The organism is Lysinibacillus sp. FSL L8-0312, assembly GCF_038003285.1.
GTDB lineage: Bacteria > Bacillota > Bacilli > Bacillales_A > Planococcaceae > Lysinibacillus > Lysinibacillus fusiformis_D.
In genome coordinates this window covers 1,458,203-1,479,730 of the sequence record NZ_JBBOOV010000001.1, presented here as the reverse complement: position 1 = coordinate 1,479,730, position 21,528 = coordinate 1,458,203, and the positions used below count along the sequence as shown (strand labels likewise).

Annotated in this window: 26 protein-coding genes and 1 pseudogene; 25 read left to right on the top strand and 2 right to left on the bottom strand. The window is 32.9% G+C overall.

Annotated features, from left to right (window positions below; all coding sequences use genetic code 11):
- The first annotated feature begins 84 nt into the window (after positions 1–84).
- The 6 genes from MHI22_RS07535 (at position 85) to MHI22_RS07510 (ending at position 3,997) form a co-directional block, all read left to right on the top strand.
- Positions 85–252, top strand: a complete 168-nt coding sequence (locus tag MHI22_RS07535; RefSeq protein WP_340811571.1) for a hypothetical protein — start codon at positions 85–87, stop codon at positions 250–252.
- Between the two features lie 297 nt (positions 253–549).
- Positions 550–1,164, top strand: a complete 615-nt coding sequence (locus tag MHI22_RS07530; protein WP_340811569.1) for an Imm43 family immunity protein — start codon at positions 550–552, stop codon at positions 1,162–1,164.
- Between the two features lie 235 nt (positions 1,165–1,399).
- On the top strand, positions 1,400–1,699 hold the full coding sequence (locus MHI22_RS07525; RefSeq protein WP_340811567.1) for a contact-dependent growth inhibition system immunity protein: 300 nt from the start codon (positions 1,400–1,402) through the stop codon (positions 1,697–1,699).
- 410 nt (positions 1,700–2,109) lie between these two features.
- The gene (locus MHI22_RS07520) at positions 2,110–2,460 is read left to right on the top strand and encodes a hypothetical protein (RefSeq protein ID WP_340811566.1); all 351 of its coding nucleotides are present in this window, start codon (positions 2,110–2,112) and stop codon (positions 2,458–2,460) included.
- A gap of 468 nt (positions 2,461–2,928) precedes the next feature.
- Entirely contained in the window at positions 2,929–3,237 is a 309-nt protein-coding gene (locus MHI22_RS07515; protein ID WP_058844002.1) for a hypothetical protein, read from the top strand.
- A gap of 352 nt (positions 3,238–3,589) precedes the next feature.
- Positions 3,590–3,997: an SMI1/KNR4 family protein gene (locus tag MHI22_RS07510; protein WP_231745023.1), complete on the top strand. Its 408-nt coding sequence runs from the start codon at positions 3,590–3,592 to the stop codon at positions 3,995–3,997.
- A 461-nt stretch (positions 3,998–4,458) separates the two neighbouring features.
- Here MHI22_RS07510 and MHI22_RS07505 read toward each other — a convergent pair whose 3' ends face one another.
- Positions 4,459–4,617, bottom strand: coding sequence for a hypothetical protein (locus MHI22_RS07505; protein WP_180957833.1), 159 nt, complete (start codon positions 4,615–4,617; stop codon positions 4,459–4,461).
- A gap of 74 nt (positions 4,618–4,691) precedes the next feature.
- On the opposite strand from MHI22_RS07505, the gene MHI22_RS07500 reads away from it, so the two are divergent.
- From MHI22_RS07500 to MHI22_RS07460, 9 genes and pseudogenes are all read left to right on the top strand, one after another.
- Positions 4,692–5,498, top strand: coding sequence for an SMI1/KNR4 family protein (locus MHI22_RS07500; RefSeq protein ID WP_340811564.1), 807 nt, complete (start codon positions 4,692–4,694; stop codon positions 5,496–5,498).
- 446 nt (positions 5,499–5,944) lie between these two features.
- Positions 5,945–6,274: a hypothetical protein gene (locus MHI22_RS07495; protein ID WP_340811562.1), complete on the top strand. Its 330-nt coding sequence runs from the start codon at positions 5,945–5,947 to the stop codon at positions 6,272–6,274.
- A 13-nt stretch (positions 6,275–6,287) separates the two neighbouring features.
- Positions 6,288–6,707, top strand: coding sequence for a hypothetical protein (locus tag MHI22_RS07490; protein ID WP_248716456.1), 420 nt, complete (start codon positions 6,288–6,290; stop codon positions 6,705–6,707).
- 689 nt (positions 6,708–7,396) lie between these two features.
- On the top strand, positions 7,397–7,666 hold the full coding sequence (locus MHI22_RS07485; RefSeq protein WP_340811557.1) for a hypothetical protein: 270 nt from the start codon (positions 7,397–7,399) through the stop codon (positions 7,664–7,666).
- Positions 7,666–8,988 carry a hypothetical protein gene (locus MHI22_RS07480; RefSeq protein WP_340811555.1) on the top strand — a complete coding sequence of 441 codons (1,323 nt, stop codon included), beginning with the start codon at positions 7,666–7,668 and terminating at the stop codon, positions 8,986–8,988. Before MHI22_RS07485 ends, MHI22_RS07480 begins: the two co-directional genes overlap by 1 nt.
- 16 nt (positions 8,989–9,004) lie before the next feature.
- Positions 9,005–9,358: a hypothetical protein gene (locus tag MHI22_RS07475; protein ID WP_036150223.1), complete on the top strand. Its 354-nt coding sequence runs from the start codon at positions 9,005–9,007 to the stop codon at positions 9,356–9,358.
- 68 nt (positions 9,359–9,426) lie between these two features.
- A complete protein-coding gene (locus tag MHI22_RS07470) occupies positions 9,427–9,660 on the top strand; it encodes a hypothetical protein (RefSeq protein ID WP_244504883.1) in 234 nt (77 codons plus the stop codon).
- Positions 9,661–11,147: 1,487 nt separating this feature from the next.
- Positions 11,148–11,675: pseudogene (locus MHI22_RS07465) on the top strand (DNA/RNA non-specific endonuclease); the annotation flags it as partial.
- 4 nt (positions 11,676–11,679) lie between these two features.
- Positions 11,680–12,159 (top strand): immunity protein YezG family protein, encoded by a 480-nt coding sequence (locus MHI22_RS07460; RefSeq protein ID WP_340811552.1) that lies wholly within the window; start codon positions 11,680–11,682, stop codon positions 12,157–12,159.
- Between the two features lie 316 nt (positions 12,160–12,475).
- Here MHI22_RS07460 and MHI22_RS07455 read toward each other — a convergent pair.
- Positions 12,476–13,806 (bottom strand): IS3 family transposase gene (locus tag MHI22_RS07455; protein WP_340811550.1). Its coding sequence is split into 2 segments (ribosomal slippage): positions 12,476–13,428 and positions 13,428–13,806, totalling 1,332 coding nucleotides; the frame shifts between segments, so codons are not numbered across the junction.
- A gap of 1,040 nt (positions 13,807–14,846) precedes the next feature.
- On the opposite strand from MHI22_RS07455, the gene MHI22_RS07450 reads away from it, so the two are divergent.
- From MHI22_RS07450 to MHI22_RS07405, 10 genes are all read left to right on the top strand, one after another.
- The gene (locus tag MHI22_RS07450) at positions 14,847–15,269 is read left to right on the top strand and encodes a hypothetical protein (RefSeq protein ID WP_271910306.1); all 423 of its coding nucleotides are present in this window, start codon (positions 14,847–14,849) and stop codon (positions 15,267–15,269) included.
- Positions 15,270–15,505: 236 nt separating this feature from the next.
- Positions 15,506–16,357, top strand: a complete 852-nt coding sequence (locus MHI22_RS07445) for a hypothetical protein (RefSeq protein WP_271910305.1) — start codon at positions 15,506–15,508, stop codon at positions 16,355–16,357.
- 193 nt (positions 16,358–16,550) lie between these two features.
- A complete protein-coding gene (locus tag MHI22_RS07440) occupies positions 16,551–16,964 on the top strand; it encodes a hypothetical protein (RefSeq protein ID WP_340811548.1) in 414 nt (137 codons plus the stop codon).
- A gap of 195 nt (positions 16,965–17,159) precedes the next feature.
- Entirely contained in the window at positions 17,160–17,444 is a 285-nt protein-coding gene (locus tag MHI22_RS07435) for a hypothetical protein (RefSeq protein ID WP_340811546.1), read from the top strand.
- Between the two features lie 77 nt (positions 17,445–17,521).
- Positions 17,522–17,995, top strand: a complete 474-nt coding sequence (locus MHI22_RS07430) for an SUKH-3 domain-containing protein (protein ID WP_340811544.1) — start codon at positions 17,522–17,524, stop codon at positions 17,993–17,995.
- A 230-nt stretch (positions 17,996–18,225) separates the two neighbouring features.
- Complete coding sequence (locus tag MHI22_RS07425; protein ID WP_340811543.1) at positions 18,226–18,705, top strand: DUF2247 family protein; 480 nt, start codon at positions 18,226–18,228, stop codon at positions 18,703–18,705.
- Between the two features lie 724 nt (positions 18,706–19,429).
- Positions 19,430–19,732 carry a hypothetical protein gene (locus tag MHI22_RS07420; RefSeq protein ID WP_340811541.1) on the top strand — a complete coding sequence of 101 codons (303 nt, stop codon included), beginning with the start codon at positions 19,430–19,432 and terminating at the stop codon, positions 19,730–19,732.
- 239 nt (positions 19,733–19,971) lie between these two features.
- Positions 19,972–20,394, top strand: a complete 423-nt coding sequence (locus MHI22_RS07415) for a hypothetical protein (RefSeq protein WP_340811540.1) — start codon at positions 19,972–19,974, stop codon at positions 20,392–20,394.
- A gap of 201 nt (positions 20,395–20,595) precedes the next feature.
- Positions 20,596–20,913, top strand: coding sequence for a hypothetical protein (locus tag MHI22_RS07410; protein WP_340811538.1), 318 nt, complete (start codon positions 20,596–20,598; stop codon positions 20,911–20,913).
- Between the two features lie 137 nt (positions 20,914–21,050).
- Positions 21,051–21,431 (top strand): hypothetical protein, encoded by a 381-nt coding sequence (locus tag MHI22_RS07405; RefSeq protein WP_340811536.1) that lies wholly within the window; start codon positions 21,051–21,053, stop codon positions 21,429–21,431.
- The last annotated feature ends 97 nt before the right edge of the window (positions 21,432–21,528 follow it).

The following is a 21,528-nucleotide window of genomic DNA, read 5'->3' as shown; positions in this document are numbered from 1 at the left end:
GAACAAGGGAATTATACTCAAGTTAATCCGATTGGAATTGCAGGTGGGAATCCGACTCTTTATGGGTATGTGCACGATTCAAATATGGAAATTGATTCATTCGGTTTAGCGAGAGCACCTAGTCAAGTCTTGCTGGAAACAGAAAAAGGGCAGGAGATAAACTATCAAGATTTCAAGCTCACCATGTTATTACAACTAATACATAGAAAACACATCAATCCTTCTTTGACTCTATCGGTATGGGGGGATTAAGAGATGAAGCATTTAATGGTATTATGATGCCTAGCAACCCTACCACATTAAAAGGAAGTTCTTTTAGTATGATTCATGATACTAGTCATCTTATGTATAGTGATTTTGTCATGAGTAGGGTGATAGATATTTCCAATAAATATTCTCTTGGTCTAATAAATGAAAAAGAGACTAGGACAGATATTCGCAAATTGCAAATAGAATTAAAAAACAAAATACAGAAAGGACACTTTGATACTGTGCAATTTAGGAAAAATCCTAAGTGTCAAAGATTAGGGTGATATAATGAGTTACTATATGATTGTTAAGGATAATATAAAGTCTCCTATTTTTTTGGAAGGTGTTATTCACGAATCTTTTGACGAAACAAAATATAATGAGGGAATGGGATACGAATGGAACAAGATTTTTTTTGTAAAACAAGATATGCCAAAAGATTTATGGTTAATTACTAATAATAAAATTGAATTCGACTATTATGAGAGTTTTAATGGTCACATCGTCAGTTGTGATTTTCTTACTTTGATGAATCAAGTAAATACTTTGCAAAAGTATGTTATATCGAATCTCCAAGTAGTTAGTTCTAAAGGGAAATCTAAGGTAAAAAAACCTTATTATTTTATTAAGTACTATAATAGAGAGGATTTTGTTGATTACGAGAAGTCGGAATTTACAAAAAGGAGAGTTTCTGAAAATAAGATTCTTGACTTAAATTATTTGGTTGAAAAATATCAAAAAATTGTATTAAAAGAAAATGATAGAGACGTGTTTTGTTTGAATGACTTAAAATTAGCAAGATATCTATTTTGTTCAGAAAGGTTTAAGCAACTTTGTGAGGAAAGGCATATGAAAGGAATTCGATTTATCGAATTGGAAGATATTCCACATTACTTTTCTTCATATGATCGTTAATATACGGCGTTCCTGATTTTTATTAGAAAATTTTTAAATAGCATGAGTCAAAACCTCCGTACAAATCCTACTTCCAAGGACAATACTAATTATGAGTTCAAAAGGATTTTGTATAGGTTCAGAAGTAATGAGCATTTGGAGTAGGGATAAAATCGCTTTTTATACTAAAAAAGGATAAAGGAAGTAGTTTTATTCTTACAGGATACCCAGAAAAATAAGAAAGCAGGGAATTTAAATGGGTGAGAGTTATGATTTTATAGAGGAATTAGAAGATTTTTTAGGTGGGACATTCCACCAAGATATCAATTCTCCTGAACAAGCATTAAATGAGTTTATAAAAGAAGCTAGTAAAGTATGTTTGCTGTTTACAATAAAATATTGTGAAGATTTTTTAAATAGTCAATTAACACAACAAGAAAAGAAAAAAATCATTCAAAATAATGTAGAAATTTATTTTCCAGCAATTGAACTAACACCACTACAGTGGTTAATTCAATTAGTAGAGCAAATAAAAGAAGCGGTGAAAACAAAATAGAATTATGTGAATAGAAAACCTTGGTTGCCTTAATACGTTTTGTATTGTAATCCATTACATACTTTTCTTATTCTTTTTTTAATGCTCCACACTCTCAAATTCTTTTAAGATATAGCAACTCTGATTCTGTGATGCTAATTATTCAATTCAGGAGCATATTGATGATGAGAAATTGAATACCCAATATATATCAACTATGAAAAAGCAACATACTGCTGAGTTTTATGCATGGCCAAATCTTAAAAAAGGAAAGATGACTTCAAGTACACTAATTGCTATTATACTGATAAGTTAGACTCTAAAAGGGCTTTGATGTATCTAATGGGATTGATCCTGTTTTAGAGATCCAGCGTATAAGTTTGCTACGAAAGATGCTGAGGTACTTATACTATAAAGGATGGTGTCTTTAAATGATGAAAATAGATTATCGAAGTGAAATTGACAAAATTAGAAGTTCTTTAAAGAACTACTACAATAAGCAATTCAAAAGTGAAGAGGAAGATTACATTGAAAACAAAAAGATCAAAGAACAAATAAAAAAATTAATAATTCAAGTTTATAATGATCGTACTCTGTCTAAAACAGATAGAGGGTATTTAGTAAAAGTAGGGGTAGAACTTCTGGCAAACAATACAGGTTGTGCAGAAGACGTAGAGATTGCTGAAGATATTCTCGATAGTCTTTTTTATGATATGAAAATACTAAGTCAGGAAGATATTGATAATTTTTACGAGCAATATTTATGCAAAAGATGGGAGTAAGGACTGGATCATTCTCAAAAAAGTAGACACCAGTTTAGAAAAGTAAAAACGAGGCCTAGGTACAAAAAGAGAATAAACTCGTTATGATATGAAAAGTCATGGTGAGTCTTTCCTATAAAACAGCATGACAAATAGAAGGTTCGGACCAGCCCGCATTGGAACTAGAAATAATATGGCTCAGACCTCTTTCTCATAAAGCAACGAATTTCGCTCCGTGTATAGTTGATATTATTCACACGGATTTCTACCTAACAATACTTATTTTGAGAAATATGTTGATTGTTTTTGGTTTATAGACATGTAAGATATCTGCACCAAACTTGTGATCAATCTGGTCTTCTGTTATCTAGGAGTTATGATTAATCTACCACGGGTTATTATGTTCCGTATACTTTTTCAGCTAAGAATTTCTAGTGGAGGGCATGTTCCTTCTACAGCAATTAAGCCATGTCGTTAAAGGAGAACGTTATGAATAAGAATGAAGCTTTAAATTGTGTTTATGAAAATATTCTAGGAGAACATCCAATTTTAATACAATTAAGAAATGGTGAAGGATTGAACGAAGATAAATATAGTGAATTAATTACAGCAATGAAAAGATTAATAGTCGAATATAAAAGTTTAGAAGTCACTCCTAAAAAACTTGCATTATCTTTTGTTGATATTAGTAATTATTTCTATTTAAATGAAGATAAATATTCTTTAGATAAACAAAACAGAATTGAAGACGCAGTTCAAGAAATTTCTCAATTGGCTAATGAATTATTTGACTGTTAAAAGAAGTTTAAATAAAGAATTCAATAGAAATCGTTTAACTAGCACATGTTTCACTTATCATTACAATGTTTAGAATCAGGAAACAGCACAGATTAAAACAAAAACACAGTATTATAGCCCTTTCTATGGGAACTAGTTTTAAATAGACAAACTTTAATTAATGGATTGTTTTATATCTACAACAAGTGCTTTTTAGGCAAGATGACATTTTACATACAGGAATGGATTAGTGACTAAATAATCGATAATGACACGCTTGTGGCGATAAACATATAATAGTACAAATAGTAGATGTAGGATAAGGAGGAGATTTTGTATAAACTATTTTAAAAGTAGTAATATAGAGGATTTCTTGACATCCTTAGAGCAGGACTCTTATCCAATGAAACCCTGCAGTAAGGATGATATATTAAAATTAGTAAAATTCTCTCCTACTCGAACACTTCCTAAAACTTATTTGGATTTTATGAATAAAGCTGGGAATGGAATTGAATTTTTAGGTGGTACGGATTATTCCATGAAGTATATTTTTGATTTAAAAGAGTGGGCTATTGAACTTTTGGAGGAAAACAACTACACAAAAAAACTTACAGATAATCAGTTTATATTTATGATGCATCAAGGATATATGTTCTGGTTTTTTGATTTAAATGATGGGGACGAGCCAGCGGTATATTGTTATGATGAAAGTGTAGAATTAGATGATTTTAACAAGGTCAGTGATACTTTATCAGATTTTTTATTTTCCCTATATAATTGATAGAAGAGTCTAGATAACATAATGATTTTAACTTAACTTTTATATGATAATTTCAGAAAAGCTTATTTCTACTCGAATGCTAAAAAGGAATAAGCTTTTTGTATTTCTGTTATAACTGCTGCAGTTGATATGAAAATGGGAATGAATCTATAATGGTGTCGGCTCAGATTTTTGCTTTAATTCGAATAAATAACTCTTGTGATTTAGTTGAGAATATTATTTTTGGTAGGAATAACCTATTGATAAAATATATAGAAAAATTCAATTTACCTATTCAAAGAGTTTAAGCGCAATCAATTTTAGATTTATTTAAGAATTATTCACAATTTTAAATTTGAATTATAGAGCCTGGAGCTCCCGTCTTCATACCCATCAAGAGCTTTAGAGGTTGCTGCAAAAGCATGAAAGGTGATAGGTGAGCTTCATATTAGGGGATGGTAAAAAAGCCTAAAAACCAGTCGTTACTGTAATAACGTACAAAAATAGAATAGAACGGTTTCAGTTGGGTTTTTAGATGAAATAAGTTCTTGAGCAGAAGCAAAAGTGGTAAATGCTGTACATGATAATTCAAGTAAAATAACAGGTATCGATACTGTTTGGCGCTCAGCAAAAATATCCATATGTAGAAAATTCAAAGCAAATGAATCCATGTTTAACATGTAGTGATATAAAAATATAGAGGAGTACATGAAATATGAAAATGCCAATAAAAAGTAATCACATCCCATCTATGGGAGATTGTACAAATCTTTTGGAACGATTGTCAAAATATATATCTAAATTTGATGAGAAATGGGTAGCTGAAATAGAACCTGCAAAAACAGAGGACATAGATACGCTAAAAAATCTAACACAAATTAATAAATATAACTATCATTTTCCTAAAGAATATGAGATTTATTTAAATTATATGGGGCAGGATGATAAGGGTTTACTAAAAATTCAACTTCCAGGATATGCTTCCATTTCTGAGATAATTGATACTTATGAAGGGATACATGAAGAAGAACCAGACACTTTAAGTGATAAATATATACATTTTTTTCAAACTGAATTATTCTATGGTCAACTATCATTTGATTTTACTCAAACTGATAATCCTCAGATTGTTATGACTGATGAGGATAGCCAGTTTGTAAGTTATTTTGCAGATAACTTTGAAAAATTCTTATTTCAATGTGCCTTTAGTAAATACGAAAGATTAAATTATGATAAGAGTATAATCTTTGCTGGATCACCTAACATGCTTAAAGAAGCAATAAAGAGAAACAATGAATCGGATGTTTTTGACATAATTGAAAAATTTTCAAAAACATATGATTTCCAAAGAGCATGGTTTAGTGACCTGACCCATCACATAGGTTTTAAAGACGGCATTAGCTTTTACATTGAAAATAGAGATAATTCTTTGTGTGGGTTTGTAGCAGGTGATTTAGATAAACAAATCGACAATATTGGCGAAACTTTACTAGCTGAATTAAATGTTAATAAAAAGAATTAAAGTTTTCAACGAGCGTATCATGAAATACTACTATGCTTGAAGTAGACAACCGATCCGTTTAACAGTAAGCGGTATATGCAGAACAATGCGTTACTACAATATATTGAAACATGAACTGATTCATCACATTATACGGATGTTCTTCTCATTTATACAACCACGCCACAATGTGAATAACCGCTCGTGTGGTGGTTGCTCTTTTTTACCTACCCGTAATATCTCAAATAACATAAACCTATAAGCGAAGGCTGATTAAAAAGGCCCCACTCATTGCCGAATCAGTCATTTATTCAACCACTAACACATCTACCCATGTAATAACTTTGTGAAATGTTCTATTATAGGATATGTTGGTTTTTGGATTTTTGAAACAGTAGCCCAGTAAACTATCATAGAATAGCACCAATAGTAAACCTGTTGCGAATAAGGGTACGGATAAAGTCGATTTGACTAAAACAACTAACCCTGAAGATTTCTTAGATGAAGTAATGAAGCGACAAGAGCTAGATGAATTACCGGGAAGATTCAAAGAAAAGTGGGTTGATGGTGATTATAAATACGAGATAAGAGCTCACGAAGCTGAAACTCAGTATGGAAAATCGGGAAGTATTTATAGAGTGGGGAGACAGAAGCCTGGTAACGGAACAGAATATATGGATTCTAATAGGAAATGGCACCATGAAAGTACATTAAAGGAAACGCATAAAGATGGGCGGCCGAACCCTTTATTTAATGAAGAGGCTGCAAGAGATACGCATATTCAGTTAAATAGATAAGGAAGTGATAATATTGAGTGAACAAAGATTTTTTATGAATGAAAATGAAGTACTTCAAGTAATAACGCGAATCAATGAATATGCTTCTCAAGAGCTATGGATGGATTTTGATGTTGCTTTATCAAATGGATGGGATTTAACAATTATAGGCCGGTTGGATAATACCACAAAGAAGGTTAATATTGAGATTAATTTTGAGCAAGTCCACTTTGTTTCTCTGCCTTTTGGCTGGAAAACAGATACATCATATCCCGTAATTAGATTAGCTACTGAGGAAGAAATAGAGAATTTAACAGATAAATTTGAAGTGGATAAAGGTAATTATATTTTTAAGTTCATTGCTGAGGGTTTCGATAGTGAAAAATATTACTTTGTTGGAGCGAAAAAAATCTCCTGTCTATTACTTGATAAGCAGACTAATGAGTTAAAATAACATATCAAGTTTAATCTGGAAGATTTATTGAGCAATAAGAACAGGGATAGCGAGAAAAGAACGAAATTTGGGCGAGACCTTTTAATGGAAAGGGTAGTATAAATATGGAATAACTAACAAACTAACGAGAATGACAAAGCTCGTGGTGATAAACAAGGAAATAATAGTTTTTTAATTGTATACAGTTAAAGATATCCTTGAATTTGAATTAATAACTCATGAAGGCTAGACCATCAAGGAGTGCTATTTTAACAATTAAGCAATAAGAGCGAGAATAGGCGAGATGAAATTTATTTACAAGGACCCCTTATGGATGGCATAAGCAACAAACACACGAGATTAAACAAGCTAAAGGGTTTAAACGTTACACTTGCCAAGTAGTATAAAAGATGTCATACTGTCGATATAAAAATAACTTATAAAACTTTCAAATATATTAATAAACTTAGAAAATTTATAAACTTAAAGCACTTGATTGTCTATAACAGGCGACAAGTGCTTTTTCATGTTTAAATACGTAAATTGAAAAGATTACGATTATTTAATTAGTGTACTAAGTGTTAATTTTTATACAAGTACAGGCATACAATTATATGTTGGAGTGAAGAAATATAAAGTGAAAAAAAGATTTATAATGGATAGATAGTAGTTTTAGGTAAATAGCGGATAGTCAGTTTAGCGGTATAACCGTGCATAGTAAGCCATCCCTACTAGTCAAAGCGAATGGCACAATCACCTTTGCTGGAAAACGTGTATCTATGAGTGCAGCTGAATCGATGCGTTTCACATGTGGCTCCAGTAGTCTTGTGTTTGATGGCAATACGGATATCCAGGGACAGGTTGTCACGATGGAAGGGTCCATCAAAGCCCCTGTATCAGTCGCTTCGCAGGAAGAAGCAGACCTTGAGTCAGCCCTAGACATGATGGGGATGATCCCTGTTGGTGGGGGTGATGCCTAATGGGTCTATTAGGACTAGCGGGAAGCTTACTGGGGATGATTCCAAAAGTAGGCTCTCCAGGTGGCAAGAAAAAAGGAAAGAGCGGAGGATCGAAAGGAAAAAGCTCCAAGAAATCCTCCAAAAAGAAGGGCTCGACAAAGAAGAAACAAAAGAAATCGAGTAAAAAGAAGAAAAAGTGGGGGAAATTCTTTACCAAGGCCCGGAAGCTCTATAATAAAGTAAGTAAAAGTAAAATAGCGAAGCAATTTAAGAAAGTAGTAAAAAGTGCTGTACTAGCGGGTAAGAAAACCTATAAACAAGTAGTAAACAAAACGAAAGCCGTTTATAACCAGACAAAGCAAGCGGTAAAGGAAGTAAAAACTGCCGCAAAAGAAGCTGTCAAAGTCTATAAGTCTTTAGATAAAATGGAGCCACTCAATATAAGTAAGGATATGTCTAAAAAAGAAAAATTCTTACGGACAGGGTTTAACATGGGCCTCCAACAAACCCAAAAATCTAAAGGAAAGTTTGATGCAACCGTAGATGTTGCTAAAAACACCTACAATGATGTAAAAAAATTAGTAACTGATCCGATAGGCGTAGTGAAAGAAACAACAGACAGTTTGAACAGTTTGAAAAATTTTGCTTCAGATCCACTGCTAGCTGTGAAAACAATAGCTGGTTCAATAGAAGACTCTATTGAAAAAGATGTTATTCATGGTAATAACTATTCACGAGCATACTGGGGAACAAAAGTAACCCTAAATACAGCTACAGCTGTCGTTGGGACAAAAGGTGTTGGAACACTAACAAAAGTAGGGAAGACTTCGACTGGAGTAACAAGTGTTAAGTCTACTACCAGTTCGAGTAGTAGTAAGGGTACGGGTAATAGTAGGTTACCAGATCATATGTTAGGGAAAAATGATGCTGACCCATTTAGAGATATATATGGTCCAGGACGTCTCTCACATCCTGAAGAATGGGAAAGTATTATTAAGAAAACAAAGGAAGCGGGGGTAGAAGTAAGAATATTAGATCGTGATATCATGGCGTATGCACCAAAAGGAAATGGTCCGGGGCAATTAAATATTTATGAAAATGCATCAATAAGTGCTTTGAGACATGAGTATCAACATTTTTTAGATGATATGTCAAAAGGGTATCCAAAATTGGAAGTTACTTATGAGTTCAAGAATAGAATTATTATGGAGCTAAGAGCGTATATGGTTGAAATCAAAGAGGCTGAAAGGATTGGTAACAAGGCTCTTGCTGAACAACTGTGGAACAACTATAGGGAAGAAAGACAGTATTTGATAGATGCATTTGGTCCTATAAATGAATAAAGGGAGGCAATGAGAAATGAAACCTTTAAGTTTATCAAGGGAAATTAGAGAGGGAAAACTAAACGACCTAGAGATTATTAAATGTTTGGATATTCATCATAATCAAGTATTGGTTAGTGCTATAGATCAGATTGTCAGTAGAAAATTATGTAATGAGAAAATTATATCGAGGTTAGTAGAGATTAGTGAATTTAGAGACCCGAAAGTAAATAAACTTTTCGGTATTGATACAATAGGCCATTATAGCATTGCGGCACTTGGGACTATAAATACACCTGAATCGAAATTGAAATATGAAGAATTAATGACTAATCTTGATGAGTGGGACAAAGAAATTGTGATAAGAATAGTTAATAACATGAATAATTGAACTAATGGTAATAGTGAGTTCATGTATAATGTTAAATCCCTCCTCAATTATAAAGGGAGGTATAAAGAATGTTTGAAGACAAAGTCAGAGCAATCTTAGGTGCACGAGCATTACTAGATGATAATGATCCAAGAATTGAACAAAGATGGGAAGAGTTAATTATATTATTAAGCGGAGATGAAAATTTGACTCTGAATTTTTTGCAGGTTTGTATAAAAATAGAACTTTCATTTTTAAGTGAGGTTTTTGAAAAAGTGGCATCTAATTTGCAAACTAAAAAGTATACTGAATTACTATATTGATTAGATGGAAGATACCCAAACTTAAATTTAAAGAGAAGTATACAGATTACTGAGGAACACATGGATTAAATTTAGGGTATCAAAGTTTTTGAAACTAAAAGTTGATGCGAAAAAATATTTAATTTAAACTCATTATTTCTTTCGAAGAAACAAATAATGATATTTTGTATCAAGAGAGATTTATTTTGATTACCAAACAAACCTTGATTGGCTAACACCTTTCAAGGTTTTTTTATGGTTAAAATAATAAGATTCTTGGGTCAAAATCATAATATATAATAGACAGTATATCCCACTACAGCAGGACAGTGGTATCACGGTACATAGTAAGCCACCATTACTCATCAAAGCCAATGACACATTCACCTTTCCTGGCAAGAAAATTGCCCTCAGTGCAACGGACTTCATGCGTTTTACTTGCGGCTCCAGCAGTCTTGTATTTGATGGCAATACCGATATCCAGGGACAGGTAGTGACGATGGATGGCTCAATTAAAGCCCCTGTATCCGTCTCTGCGCAAGAGGAAGCAGACCTCGATTCCGCCCTAGACATGATGGGGATGATCCCTAATGGGTCTATTAGGACTAGCGGGAAGCTTACTGGGGATGATTCCAAAAGTAGGCTCTCCAGGTGGAAAGAAAAAAGGAAAGAGCGGAGGATCGAAAGGAAAAAGCTCCAAGAAATCTTCCAAAAAGAAGGGCTCGACAAAGAAGAAACAACGAAAGTCCAATAAAAAGAAGAAAAAGAAAAAGCGCAGGAAGAAAAAGAAGAAGTGGGGGAAATTCTTTACCAAGGCCCGGAAGCTGAAAAATAGTTTATCCAAGAGTAAATTGGTCAAACGGGCGAAGAAGGCCATTAAAAAAGCGGTCTTGACTACGAAAAAGGTGGTACAGAAAACAAAGGCGACTGTGACAAAGGCCAAGCAACAGGTAAAGGCCGCTGTCAAACAGACGAAGCAGGTAGTCAAAGAAAAAGTACTACCGGCTGTAAAAAAAGCCGCTCAAGCGACGACCAAAGTAGTGAAAAATGCTGTAAAACCTAAAAATCTGTTAGATACGCTACAAGTAGGATTAGATTTAATAGGGTTAATCCCAGGTGTCGGCGAAGTAGCGGATGGCGTGAATGGTCTTATTTATCTGGCCAGAGGTGATAAGGTCAATGCAGCCCTCTCCTTTGGCGCGATGATTCCGATTGTGGGCTGGGCGGCGACAGGCGGAAAATTTGTAAAAAAAGGTGCCGGGGTAGTTAAGGGTATCAGTCAAGGTGTTCAAAACGTGCTGAAAGGTCCAGTAGGACGTGTGGTAGAAAAAGCCAAAAAGCAAGTAGCGAACGTGAAAACCCAGATACAAACCAAAGTAGCCGAAGTCAAACAGCAACTGCGTCAGATGCTGCGACCACCACAACAGTGGGAGTTAGCAGGAGCAGGTGGAGACATTAGACGCGTGGAGGATACAGGAACAGTAGGAAGAAACACAACAACTCCAAGTCCGAAGCCGTCTAATTCCCAACCTACGCCTTCTCCCAAAGCGGTGAATTACGGTGAACATTTCACGAAGAATGGTAGAAAAAAAGTTTTAAAACCAAATGTAGAATACAAAACACCAGAAGGTTATACTTATCGTACAGATAGCAATGGACGTATTACCGATTGTGAAGGAACGCTTGTACTAGGTACAGCTGAACGAAATGCATACGCACAGAGAACAGTGGGAGGAAAAGATCGATTACCTGATGACGACGGTGGACACTTAATAGGAGCACAGTTTAAAGGGCCAAAGGATATCGATAACCTAGTTCCACAAAATAGCCAGATTAACCGTTCTGGTGGTGAATGGTTCAATATGGAGACAGAATGGGCAAATGCATTGAAAGAAACACCTCCGAAAAAAGTTACTGTTCAAATTAATCCGACATACTCGGGGAATTCAATGCGACCAGATTCTTTTGAAGTAACTTACCAAATAGGAAATAAAAGAGAAGTTACTAGAACAATACTAAATCAACCGGGAGGTTAGTAAAATGGAAGAACAGATGAATGTATTATATAGAAAAATAGCAGAAACAATAAATGAATTAATACCAGAAGACTGGGAAGAATTTTATTTTAATGGTGAGGTGGAAAATGGAGAAGGAGGAGTTTTCTTTTTTTACAAACCAACAAATAAGGAATATTATGTTTATTGCCGAGATATTTTAAAAAAGTACAATATCAATTTACAGATATATAATGGTTTAATGAGGAAATTATTAGAAACAACAAATAGTTTGAAGAATGTATTTTTAGATAATGGACAAGATCCTTGGTTTTCAATTACCATGAAACTTACATCTGAAGGAAAGTTAAAAATTGAATATGATTATACTAAATGGAAAGAATCAAGTTTTGGCCCTTCCGATAGGTTGGAATATTGGGAAAGTAAATATCTGAATAATATACCACAAGATGAAGGGGACAGAATTAAAATTGATAAAATGAAGGAATTTGAAAATAATAATTGAGGGGATATATATGCAGTACATATTAAAAACCTAACAGCTTAATATTTCAGTAGATAATATAAAATGAGAGATTTTGTTTTATATGGTACTGTGAGAGTATAAAGCTCTTAGATAATACGATTTTGGAGATAAGCATTAAATTGTATTTTGGAAATGAAAATGTGTGACTTTTTGATTATATACCTATGGAATTTATTTTATTAAAAATAAATTATTTGAAAGTAGCAAATTTATAAAATAAAAAGAGTCAATAGCAACACTAGTGAACTGAACCCTATTTGGTAGAAAGTTTAATAAAAAGGGATGTAGTTTTAGGTTAAGCCGCAATGAGATGGCTTCGGTAAGTTGCCGGAGCCATCTTTTTTAATGTCCATTGCTTTCGTGTGTGATTATAATGGTTCATATAGTCCATCACTATTGTGTGTAATTCTGCCAAACTTTCTGCTTGTTTATAGTCTACTTCATCTTTGAAATGACCGAAAAACGATTCCATTGGCGCATTATCAAGACAATTTCCTCTGCGGGACATTGATTGAAAAAGTCCCATTTCTTTTACACGCTGCTGATATTCTGGGTGTGTATAATGAATACCTTGGTCCGAGTGAATCAGCGCTTCTGGATGAAGATTGCCCTCTAGATGTGTTTTTAACTTTTCAAGCGTCTTATAGACAAGGGACATCTTTAACGTAGTAGATAATTCGTATGCTACAATTTCTCGTGTTGCGACATCTTTCACGCATAATAAATACGCCCTTTGACCACCTCTATATTGCAGATACGTAATATCTGTTAAGAATACTTTTCCTGGCTCTTCTTGCTTAAATGCTCGGTTTAAATGGTTCGGTATACGGCGATGCGCCTCTGTTGCTTTTTCTAACAGACGATACGGATTCGCACGACGTACTTTCGCATATAAATTGAACTTACGCATCAGACGAAGAATCTTTTTATGGTTCATCGGTGTGTCCAGCACATCTACCAGTGCCATATAAAATCCACGATAACCCATTTTGCCTTTCGCTTGATCATAAATTGATTTTAATAAGATGTAATCTTGATAATCAGCTTCTTCACGTAAAGCGTGTTTCTCCTTATTTTGAAGCCACTTATAATAGCCGCTTGGACTGACATTCGCTACCTGACAAAGGTGACGAGTCATCTTTTTTAATTGATAGAAACGAATTGTTTCATTGATGGCTTGGTATTTCTCTTTCGGTGTTAAAAACGATTCTTTTTCGCCTGCCTTTCCATTTCGTCGAGCTTTTTTAGCAGATGAAGCTCTGCCTCTAACAGTTGAATACGCGCTTCCGCTTTCTCAAGTTTCTTTTCTGCGGATAAGTTTTCAAGGCGTGGTCGACCAGTACTCTCTTTTCCACGACGTTCCTCTAAAAAGCCTTCCTTACCATGTGTTTGATATGTTTTCTTCCAACGGCTAATTGCACTTTTAGCTTTCTTAATCCCTATCAGCTCTAAGTCAAATCCCGCTTCTCTGAAGATTTGGACTGGACCTTTTCCTTGTAAATTTGCCTGAACAGCTTTTAATTTAAAGTCGGCTGTATATTGAATTGAGCGGTCGGATACTGAGGCGACATTTGGATTCGCTTCAATTTGTCTGCGTTGGTGTTCGTTAAAAATTATTTTACTCATGATGTTCTCCCGTTCATAAATGGTATGGTTAGTATAACGGGGTTTTCAAACGTTGAAAATAGAAAAACCCCGAATAAGGTCCACTTTTTTTAAAGTGTCCACTATTCGGGGTTCAGTTCAGGACAAGATAAAGGCTGTTTTATATTTGTGAAAATTTCACATTGATTTAAGTAAACCTTCTTTCGAAAATACATGAAAAGTGGTAGGTTTGCAAAGTGATAATAAGACTGTTCAATACAACGAACAAGTCAATTACTAAATGCTTCGAATATTTAATAAATTTTCAAAAGATCATTCTCTCTTGAACCACGAGTAGGAATGGTTTTTTTGCTTCGAACATAGAGGAGTGTCGAATAAAACGCTTGCTATACATAACGCTTGTAACCTTCCAGATAATATTTTTGTCATGAAAAAGATGACATAACAGTTTTTATATCTATTTCTGCTGATGAATGAGCAGAAATAGTTGAAAATTATTCGGCGAGGTTGCTGAACTCAGAGGATGTTAGGAATGAATTTATAAAAAGATGGGATTGAAATCTGATAAAATGACTCATTAATTTATTTACTTTTTTGATAGGGTTTAACTGTGGCTATGACAAATTCAGAAGCGGTTTATGGGTGATAGTGGAAAAATAGGAGAATTGGTGTAAAATTATAACTGGGCAAGCACGTGCAGTTTCGGAGGATCAAAAGTTTTGCTGTCCAGTGCATTTTGGATACACAGAGAAAAATAACAATATTAAGTTATTGTTTGATATGCTGGAAGTTATGCAAGGGAGAAGCTGAATAGGTTATATAATTTTATTAGTTAATAGCTAAACACGGTACGATTAGTTTTTACTATTACTTTCAAAACAAATATAATGAAGAACTCAAAAATCTCCTTTACATATGTTTTTTGTTAGGAATGGTGTCACTTTTATGAAATTAAAACCTCTAATTATATTGAAGTTAATAAATCACTCGGGGCTCGTTCGCCAGTCCAGAACAATTAGAATGTTTAATACCTCCTACCCCACTATATGGAAGGTGATATTTTGAATTATGAAAGTAAAACTATAAAACTTGCTATGAATGACGGAAAAATATTTGATGGTATTTTGAAACTGTATGAGGAATCTCCAGATGAAGAAGAAATGGTTTTAATAGAACTATTAATATTAGATGACACAATAAGTGTCGAACATGATAACTTTTTCCTGGCACTTCAAAGCCTGCGACAACATCTAGAGGATAAACATATACAAGTCATGTGTAATGGGGCTGCGTTAAATGTTTATCCATCTCAAATGCAACTATCGATGGGTACCGGACATTTAGCATATAAATTAAAAATAGGAAAGCCAGCTAGATTAAAAGATATAGTTAATATATTTGAATTTGACAATGGTTTGAGGTTTGTAAAAATTGAAGAACAGTTCAGCTACTATAATAAGTGGTTAAAAAGTTTAGAAGGTTAGGTTTATTAGTTAAAGAAGCGTTTTTTTGCTAGTGATTAATTTTGTAACTTCAGTCTTAGGGTATTATGGGATTTTATTAAAAAGTAAATGGGTAATATGGTTGTTTCTCCTTACTTGATAATGAACCTTTATATGGTGAGAGAGGTCATAGACAAAACGATACTAATGTAACTCTGGTCGACTAATTGATTGACAAGCAATGAGAAATATAACAGTGGAGGGAGCTATAAAAAGCAGTGAAGTACCTAGCTCATGCAATTTCTAAGTATGAAAATAGCAGTAAGGTTAGATGTTTAGGAACATCTACAGAAACGAAAGGGGAGTTAGAAAAGATTTTTAAACTCCCTCTTTTAAGCCAAGCCCTTTTGAAATGGTACAGTGGTTTACCAAAATCTAAAGACATATTGTTTTATTGGACGAACGACTTCTATATAGTCGGTATGGAAAATCTACTAGTCGCTTTAGAAGGTTATCGATTTATTAGAGATGAAAAAGGTTGGAAAGATATTTCAGAAAAAATGAAATGGAATGAAAATTGGATTATTATCTCCAATTGGAGTGGGAATCCAGTAATTGCAGATATTAGTAAAGTTGAAACTCCAATTTATTATGGTGATGTTGGAGAAGAGTTTTCTCCAAAACTCCTAGTAGATTCACTCGAAAAGTTCGACTTTTTTTTGTCTGTTTGGCTTGATAAACATGATGATAGATACTATAAAGTCGGAGAATATCAATCTAATTTCTATGAGCTAATGGAGAAAGAGTGGAAAATTAAATTAAGTGATGAAGAAATTAGAAATATATGTAGATTTCTTCCCATTATGAAATCAACAGAAAATTTTACTCCAATTGAGCAACGCATTAAAGAAAAAGTAAAAAAATATTATGTGTATCTTGATGATCCGGGTAAAAATAAATCAAAAGTGATCCTAGCATTAAAAAAAGAAACAGGACTATCACTCGATGAGATACGAAACCGATTAACTAGTAATGGGTTTCTAATAGGTGAGGGACATGGGGAAAATACACTAGTTTTAGCTAACTATTTTATGTCGTTAGGTGCAAAAGTTAGAATTGACCAGAAATGAATTATTGGGGTCTAAAATTTAAAGGAATTTATTTTATCGAGAAAGGAAGCTTGTTAAGTCTGGGGTTTTCAAGAGAACAACAAGTAAGGAAAATTTAAAAATACATAATAATGAGAGCAAGAAGGACAAAAAAATAAGGAAAAACGAATTAGATAGGGCTCGTAAGTTTATTAAAGATGCTGGGGGAAGTGTTGTGGAAAATAGTAATAGGCTTCATTACTTTGTTAATTACATGGATAAGGAAGATGTGTATACAGCTTTAGAAAAATATTGGATTGATATGTTTTTTATGTTGTTACATAGAGAGAATATTGATGGAAGTGATTGGATATGCCCCTACTATAATACTACCTTCAGTAATGGAAAAAAAATGATGGATGGAAATCCGATATTTTCAGCAAAATCAAAAAAAGAGAATAAAATAATAAAAATTATCCAAGAGAGCTCTAAGCATGAGGATGTATTTTATTATTGGATGAATAGCTCTATGGACAATAGTAGCCAGAAAGAGTTAGTGATAGTTTGCACATTAAATAATAATAACTTGGAAAAAATAAAAGATATAATAATTAGTTGGATGAAAGGAGATTTGAAAGATACAAAATAAAAATTTAAGAGCGAGAGTATTAATGCAAATCAAGCAAAAAAGTATGTTGAATTTCTACAAAAAAGTCAAAGATAGAAAATCATTTCTGGAAAAATAAAAACTAAAACACTTTGTGGCAGACTATCTTAAAAGAAAGGGATTGTCATTATTATAGGGGAGATATTTTAAAAAGAAGGGGAATTTTGTCCGACTTTAATGTCTTTTCATGAAGACATTTGGTGTGAGTTTGAGAAACATCCTAAAGTTCTACAGCATGATGATAAAATATTTATTTGTGGTGAAGGTAGTATGGGGAATGAAGGGTTTGTTGCTAATGTTGACCTGAATAATAATTTGATATGGGCATTCTTTTCAACGGATTCCAATCCATTTAATAAACTTGAGCTAGAAGAAAACTTATTAAAAGTATATTCTAGCTCTGATTCAATTTATCTGATAAATATTAACAAACCAGAGGAAATGACTATAAAAAATAATTAGTTGGTTAGGCATATTTTAACTTTATTCTAAATTAATAATAGAGTAATTTTTGAGAAGTTTAATGTTGATTCTACCTTTTGGTAAAAAGTAAGGTGTTTAGTATGGAAAGACTGTCGATAAAAACAATAAAAATCTTAAAGCAATCAGGATGGATACCAGACCGAAAAAAAGATATTAGTTCACAAGTAAAATATCTAGCAGATAAAGGATATGTCGTTTTCGATTGCGTAAAAGAGGTACTGGAGCAATTTGGTGAATTAAAGTGTATCTATGAATATAATGGAAAATTGGATGATTTTGTGATAGATCCGGAGGAAGGGCTGGGGGATTTAGACAGAAGACATTATAAAAGATATGAAGTTATAATAGGTGAGGATTTGGTTGTCATTGGTACTGCTTTTAGAGATAATGCAGTATTGTATATGTCTAAAGCAGGGGAAGTTTACGCAGTACGAGATGATTACTATATTTGGAAAATAGGTTGCGGAATATATCAAGCTCTCAACAATTTATGTGAAGGGAGAGAGATTAAAGGAATACATGAAGAGTAATGAGAAAATCAAGGTGATAATAGTCAAGATTAGCGGAGGAGTTCCAACTGGTAAAAGGGGACAAGATTAAAAGGAACTTTTATCAAATAACAGGGAGTAATAATGGCAAAAAAAGTTGTTTTTGAATGGATTGTTGAACCAAATGGTGGAGTGAGCCACAAAGAATTCATTGAAAATGGTGTTATAACGGGTAACTAAATGAAATTCCAAAAAAGTAGGAGGTGAATAATTTGAACTTAAAAGATTTAAAAAATAGTCACATTCAGTATGACTGGAAAACTATTTTTATAGGTGTCCGAGAAAATTATTTTACTAAAGACGTTATTTCGGATTATGCGGTAGAGTTGATGGAGATTGGTGTTGCAAGTGGGTTTGTAAGTGAACTTGCATGGGGCGTATCTAGTGAAAATTTAGATAAAGTGATGTCAGAAATAAAAACGATTTATTTCCCCAAATTAGATGAAGAAAGCAGCATATTAGTAGAGGAGAATAGAAAACTCAGATTTGTTTGTTTATCTGGAATAAAAGATAGCTGTAAAGAAGATAATGAATTATTAAATAAAATTGCAGCGTTTTATGGAAATCATCACTACCCAGAAGATATGGAGAGTTTTATTAATTATATGCCTCAAGAAGTTCCAACAACTAAAGAAGATATGGTAACTAGGTTTGATCAATTTCTAAAATTAGAGGGTGTGAGATTTAGTTAATATTATAAAATCACACCGCACTTCAAAACACTACTAGGAATGCACGCTTATGGAAGAACTAATAAAAATAGAGGGTAAATAGTAAAACTGTTGAAGTAACTAAGGGTAGCGATAAAAATGTTTGTGATGAAATGAAAGAACATTATAAAAAAAGTATATAGAATAAGAAGCAAATATATCACAAACTAGCGATTCATTACTTTGAAGTGTGTTAAAGAATAGGTAATTTGGAAAATATCCAAGTAAATCAAAAGGCGATATAAAGGGTTAACATATGCCTTCAAATACATATATGAAAGAAACGTTTGGAATTAAAACTAAAGAAAGTTATGTAATTCCTTAAAACATCCGTATCCAGGACAAAGGGAAGGCATAAGAGGACTTTGTCAAAGCTATTCAATATGGAAATATATACCTAATCGAATGGGCTCGAAAAAAATAATCCGACATTGTATGGATATGTTGGAGATCCGAATATTACGGTTGATCCGCTAGGTTAAGGTAGTATTTAAGGAAAGGGGTGATCAGGTCAATGTGACCTTCTCCTCAGAGACTACGACTCCAGTGGTGGGTAATGCAGTGACAGCTGGAAAATGGGTAAATAAAGGTGCAAAGGCCCCATATTGCTGGAATTAGATAACTAAGTGATTAGGTGGAAGGTTTTGTTAATTCGGCTTAATCCAAGATTTTGTTTCATTTGTTATTTTAAAGAGGAGCATTAATAATGTTTGAAGAAAAAATTAGAGCAATCTTAGGTGCACGAGCATTACTAGATGATAATGACCCAAGAATTAATCAAAAATGGGAAGAACTAGTTGTTTTACTTAGTGAAGATGAAAACTTAACTCTGAAATTTTTACAGATTTGTACAAAAATAGAACTTTCATTTTTAAGTGAAATTTTTGAAGAAGTGGCATATAATTTACAAAGTAAAGTGTATATTGAATTACTATACTCCCTAGATCAAAGATACCCAGATTTAAATCTAAAGAGAAGTATACAAATTGCTGAGGGGTACATGGATTAAATTGGAGGTATAAATCACACTCCTAAAAGGGGAGAAGTATATATTATCCTTATCTGGTAAATAAACTTTCATTATTAGATGGCGTGCTCCTAACCTGTTGCTCTAAGTAATATTCTGGGCCAGCATCTCATTTACTATAAAATGCTCTACTAAAGATAGGTAATAAACAATCAGGCAGTACTTGGACAAAAAATCAAACTTTAAATGATATTCCTGTACCGATACAGGGGGAAATGATGATGAATTTAGAGGAATACCGAAAATTGCCAGAATTTTTATCAGTAAATGAACTAGCTTCATTATTTCGAGATGTTTTAAATGATTTTTCATCTAATAAGATTGATAAAAATGTATTTTTACAGATACTGAGTCAATTAATGGACAGGCAAGTGCTGACTTATGAGTTATTACATGCTGACATAAGAGCTAATGTTGATGGAGTTCTTTGTGATTTGTGGAATACTGAATCATATGATGATGTAGATATTATTTTGTCGATTGTTGTAAACTTGGGTTTAAAAAAATGCTTTCAAGAAATTAAAGATTCTATTAGCCAAAGACAAGACATTGATAAAGCAATACTTCAAGAAATACAAGAAACAATCAATGAAGTAGGAGAAAACATACTAAATCCATACCATGGTTTGGAGAATTTCAAATAAGAGGCATTTGTAAACGAGTACTTGTAGACATTCCCTACTAAGAGAACGATGTCCAATAAGATAACAAAGCATTTGCTTAAGAGGAATTCTACTCGATTTAGACTGAAGGAAATGGCAATGAAAAAGTGGACAGTTTAAATACATCATAAAACTTTACGAGATGATTTTAATGAATTAAATAAAAAGGGAGATCATCAGTAGATGGTGCAAAAACTTACATATTTAAAAAAGTACAATGAAAATGTTCGTATATTAACAATGGATGAAATTGGTAAACTTGATGATGATGTAATACCAATTGAATGGAGTATTATTGATGATTTAGAAGAACCTATCAAAATTAACCTAGATTCATCTTTTGGCTTTTTCTCTAATGGTATGGGGAGCTACATAGCTATAGATTATACAAATTGTGATGATAACAATGCTACCTTTTGGTCTGCAAAATTAAAGCCCAAATATAATATTAATTTTTGGAGTTATGTAGATGAATGGATTGTAATTGGATTTGACACGTAACTTTGTAAAGGTATTTTTTATCTAACAAAAAGTATAGTAGGATTTGTAATTTACTTAAAGCACTTGATTGTCTATAACAAGGCGACAAGTGCTTTTAAAGAAGTAAATGATAAGATTACAGTGTAGGAGAAAGTGAAATGATAAATGAGTGGTATGAAGGAACAGAGTTAGAAAATAAAATTCCTTCTTTTAAAACAACAGATATCAAATGTATTGCTGATTTCCACTATTATATTGGATACAATTCTTATTATGACCAAGTTTCATTTTTAGAAGTTAGCTTTTTATTAGAGCTAGATAATAGGAAGTTTATTTTGAAAATGAAGTTTAATGATGTTACTACTTTAGATTTATTAGGATTTGGAAATAGTTCTAATCAAATAACAGGCTTTAGAATTAATAGTTTGAAAGATAAAGGTTTTGAATTACCAAATAATTATTTAGTAGAAGATTATGAGAATAACATCATTAAGTTTTACTGTGCCAGCTTTGAAGTGTTGTCATTAGTTCAAATATAATAAAGGAGTACGTACAGACTAATGGAGATAACAAATTACTGGCGATAAATAAAAATATAGTACATTAAAAAATATCCTTGAATTTGTATTAATAACT

Coding starts and splice junctions, on each gene's coding strand:
- MHI22_RS07535 (WP_340811571.1), top strand. CDS start 85: ATGGAAATTGATTCATTCGGTTTAGCGAGAGCACCTAGTCAAGTCTTG.
- MHI22_RS07530 (WP_340811569.1), top strand. CDS start 550: ATGATTGTTAAGGATAATATAAAGTCTCCTATTTTTTTGGAAGGTGTT.
- MHI22_RS07525 (WP_340811567.1), top strand. CDS start 1,400: ATGGGTGAGAGTTATGATTTTATAGAGGAATTAGAAGATTTTTTAGGT.
- MHI22_RS07520 (WP_340811566.1), top strand. CDS start 2,110: ATGATGAAAATAGATTATCGAAGTGAAATTGACAAAATTAGAAGTTCT.
- MHI22_RS07515 (WP_058844002.1), top strand. CDS start 2,929: ATGAATAAGAATGAAGCTTTAAATTGTGTTTATGAAAATATTCTAGGA.
- MHI22_RS07505 (WP_180957833.1), bottom strand. CDS start 4,617: ATGGATATTTTTGCTGAGCGCCAAACAGTATCGATACCTGTTATTTTA.
- MHI22_RS07500 (WP_340811564.1), top strand. CDS start 4,692: ATGAAAATGCCAATAAAAAGTAATCACATCCCATCTATGGGAGATTGT.
- MHI22_RS07480 (WP_340811555.1), top strand. CDS start 7,666: ATGGGTCTATTAGGACTAGCGGGAAGCTTACTGGGGATGATTCCAAAA.
- MHI22_RS07475 (WP_036150223.1), top strand. CDS start 9,005: ATGAAACCTTTAAGTTTATCAAGGGAAATTAGAGAGGGAAAACTAAAC.
- MHI22_RS07470 (WP_244504883.1), top strand. CDS start 9,427: ATGTTTGAAGACAAAGTCAGAGCAATCTTAGGTGCACGAGCATTACTA.
- MHI22_RS07460 (WP_340811552.1), top strand. CDS start 11,680: ATGGAAGAACAGATGAATGTATTATATAGAAAAATAGCAGAAACAATA.
- MHI22_RS07435 (WP_340811546.1), top strand. CDS start 17,160: ATGTCTTTTCATGAAGACATTTGGTGTGAGTTTGAGAAACATCCTAAA.
- MHI22_RS07420 (WP_340811541.1), top strand. CDS start 19,430: ATGTTTGAAGAAAAAATTAGAGCAATCTTAGGTGCACGAGCATTACTA.
- MHI22_RS07415 (WP_340811540.1), top strand. CDS start 19,972: ATGAATTTAGAGGAATACCGAAAATTGCCAGAATTTTTATCAGTAAAT.
- MHI22_RS07410 (WP_340811538.1), top strand. CDS start 20,596: ATGGTGCAAAAACTTACATATTTAAAAAAGTACAATGAAAATGTTCGT.
- MHI22_RS07405 (WP_340811536.1), top strand. CDS start 21,051: ATGATAAATGAGTGGTATGAAGGAACAGAGTTAGAAAATAAAATTCCT.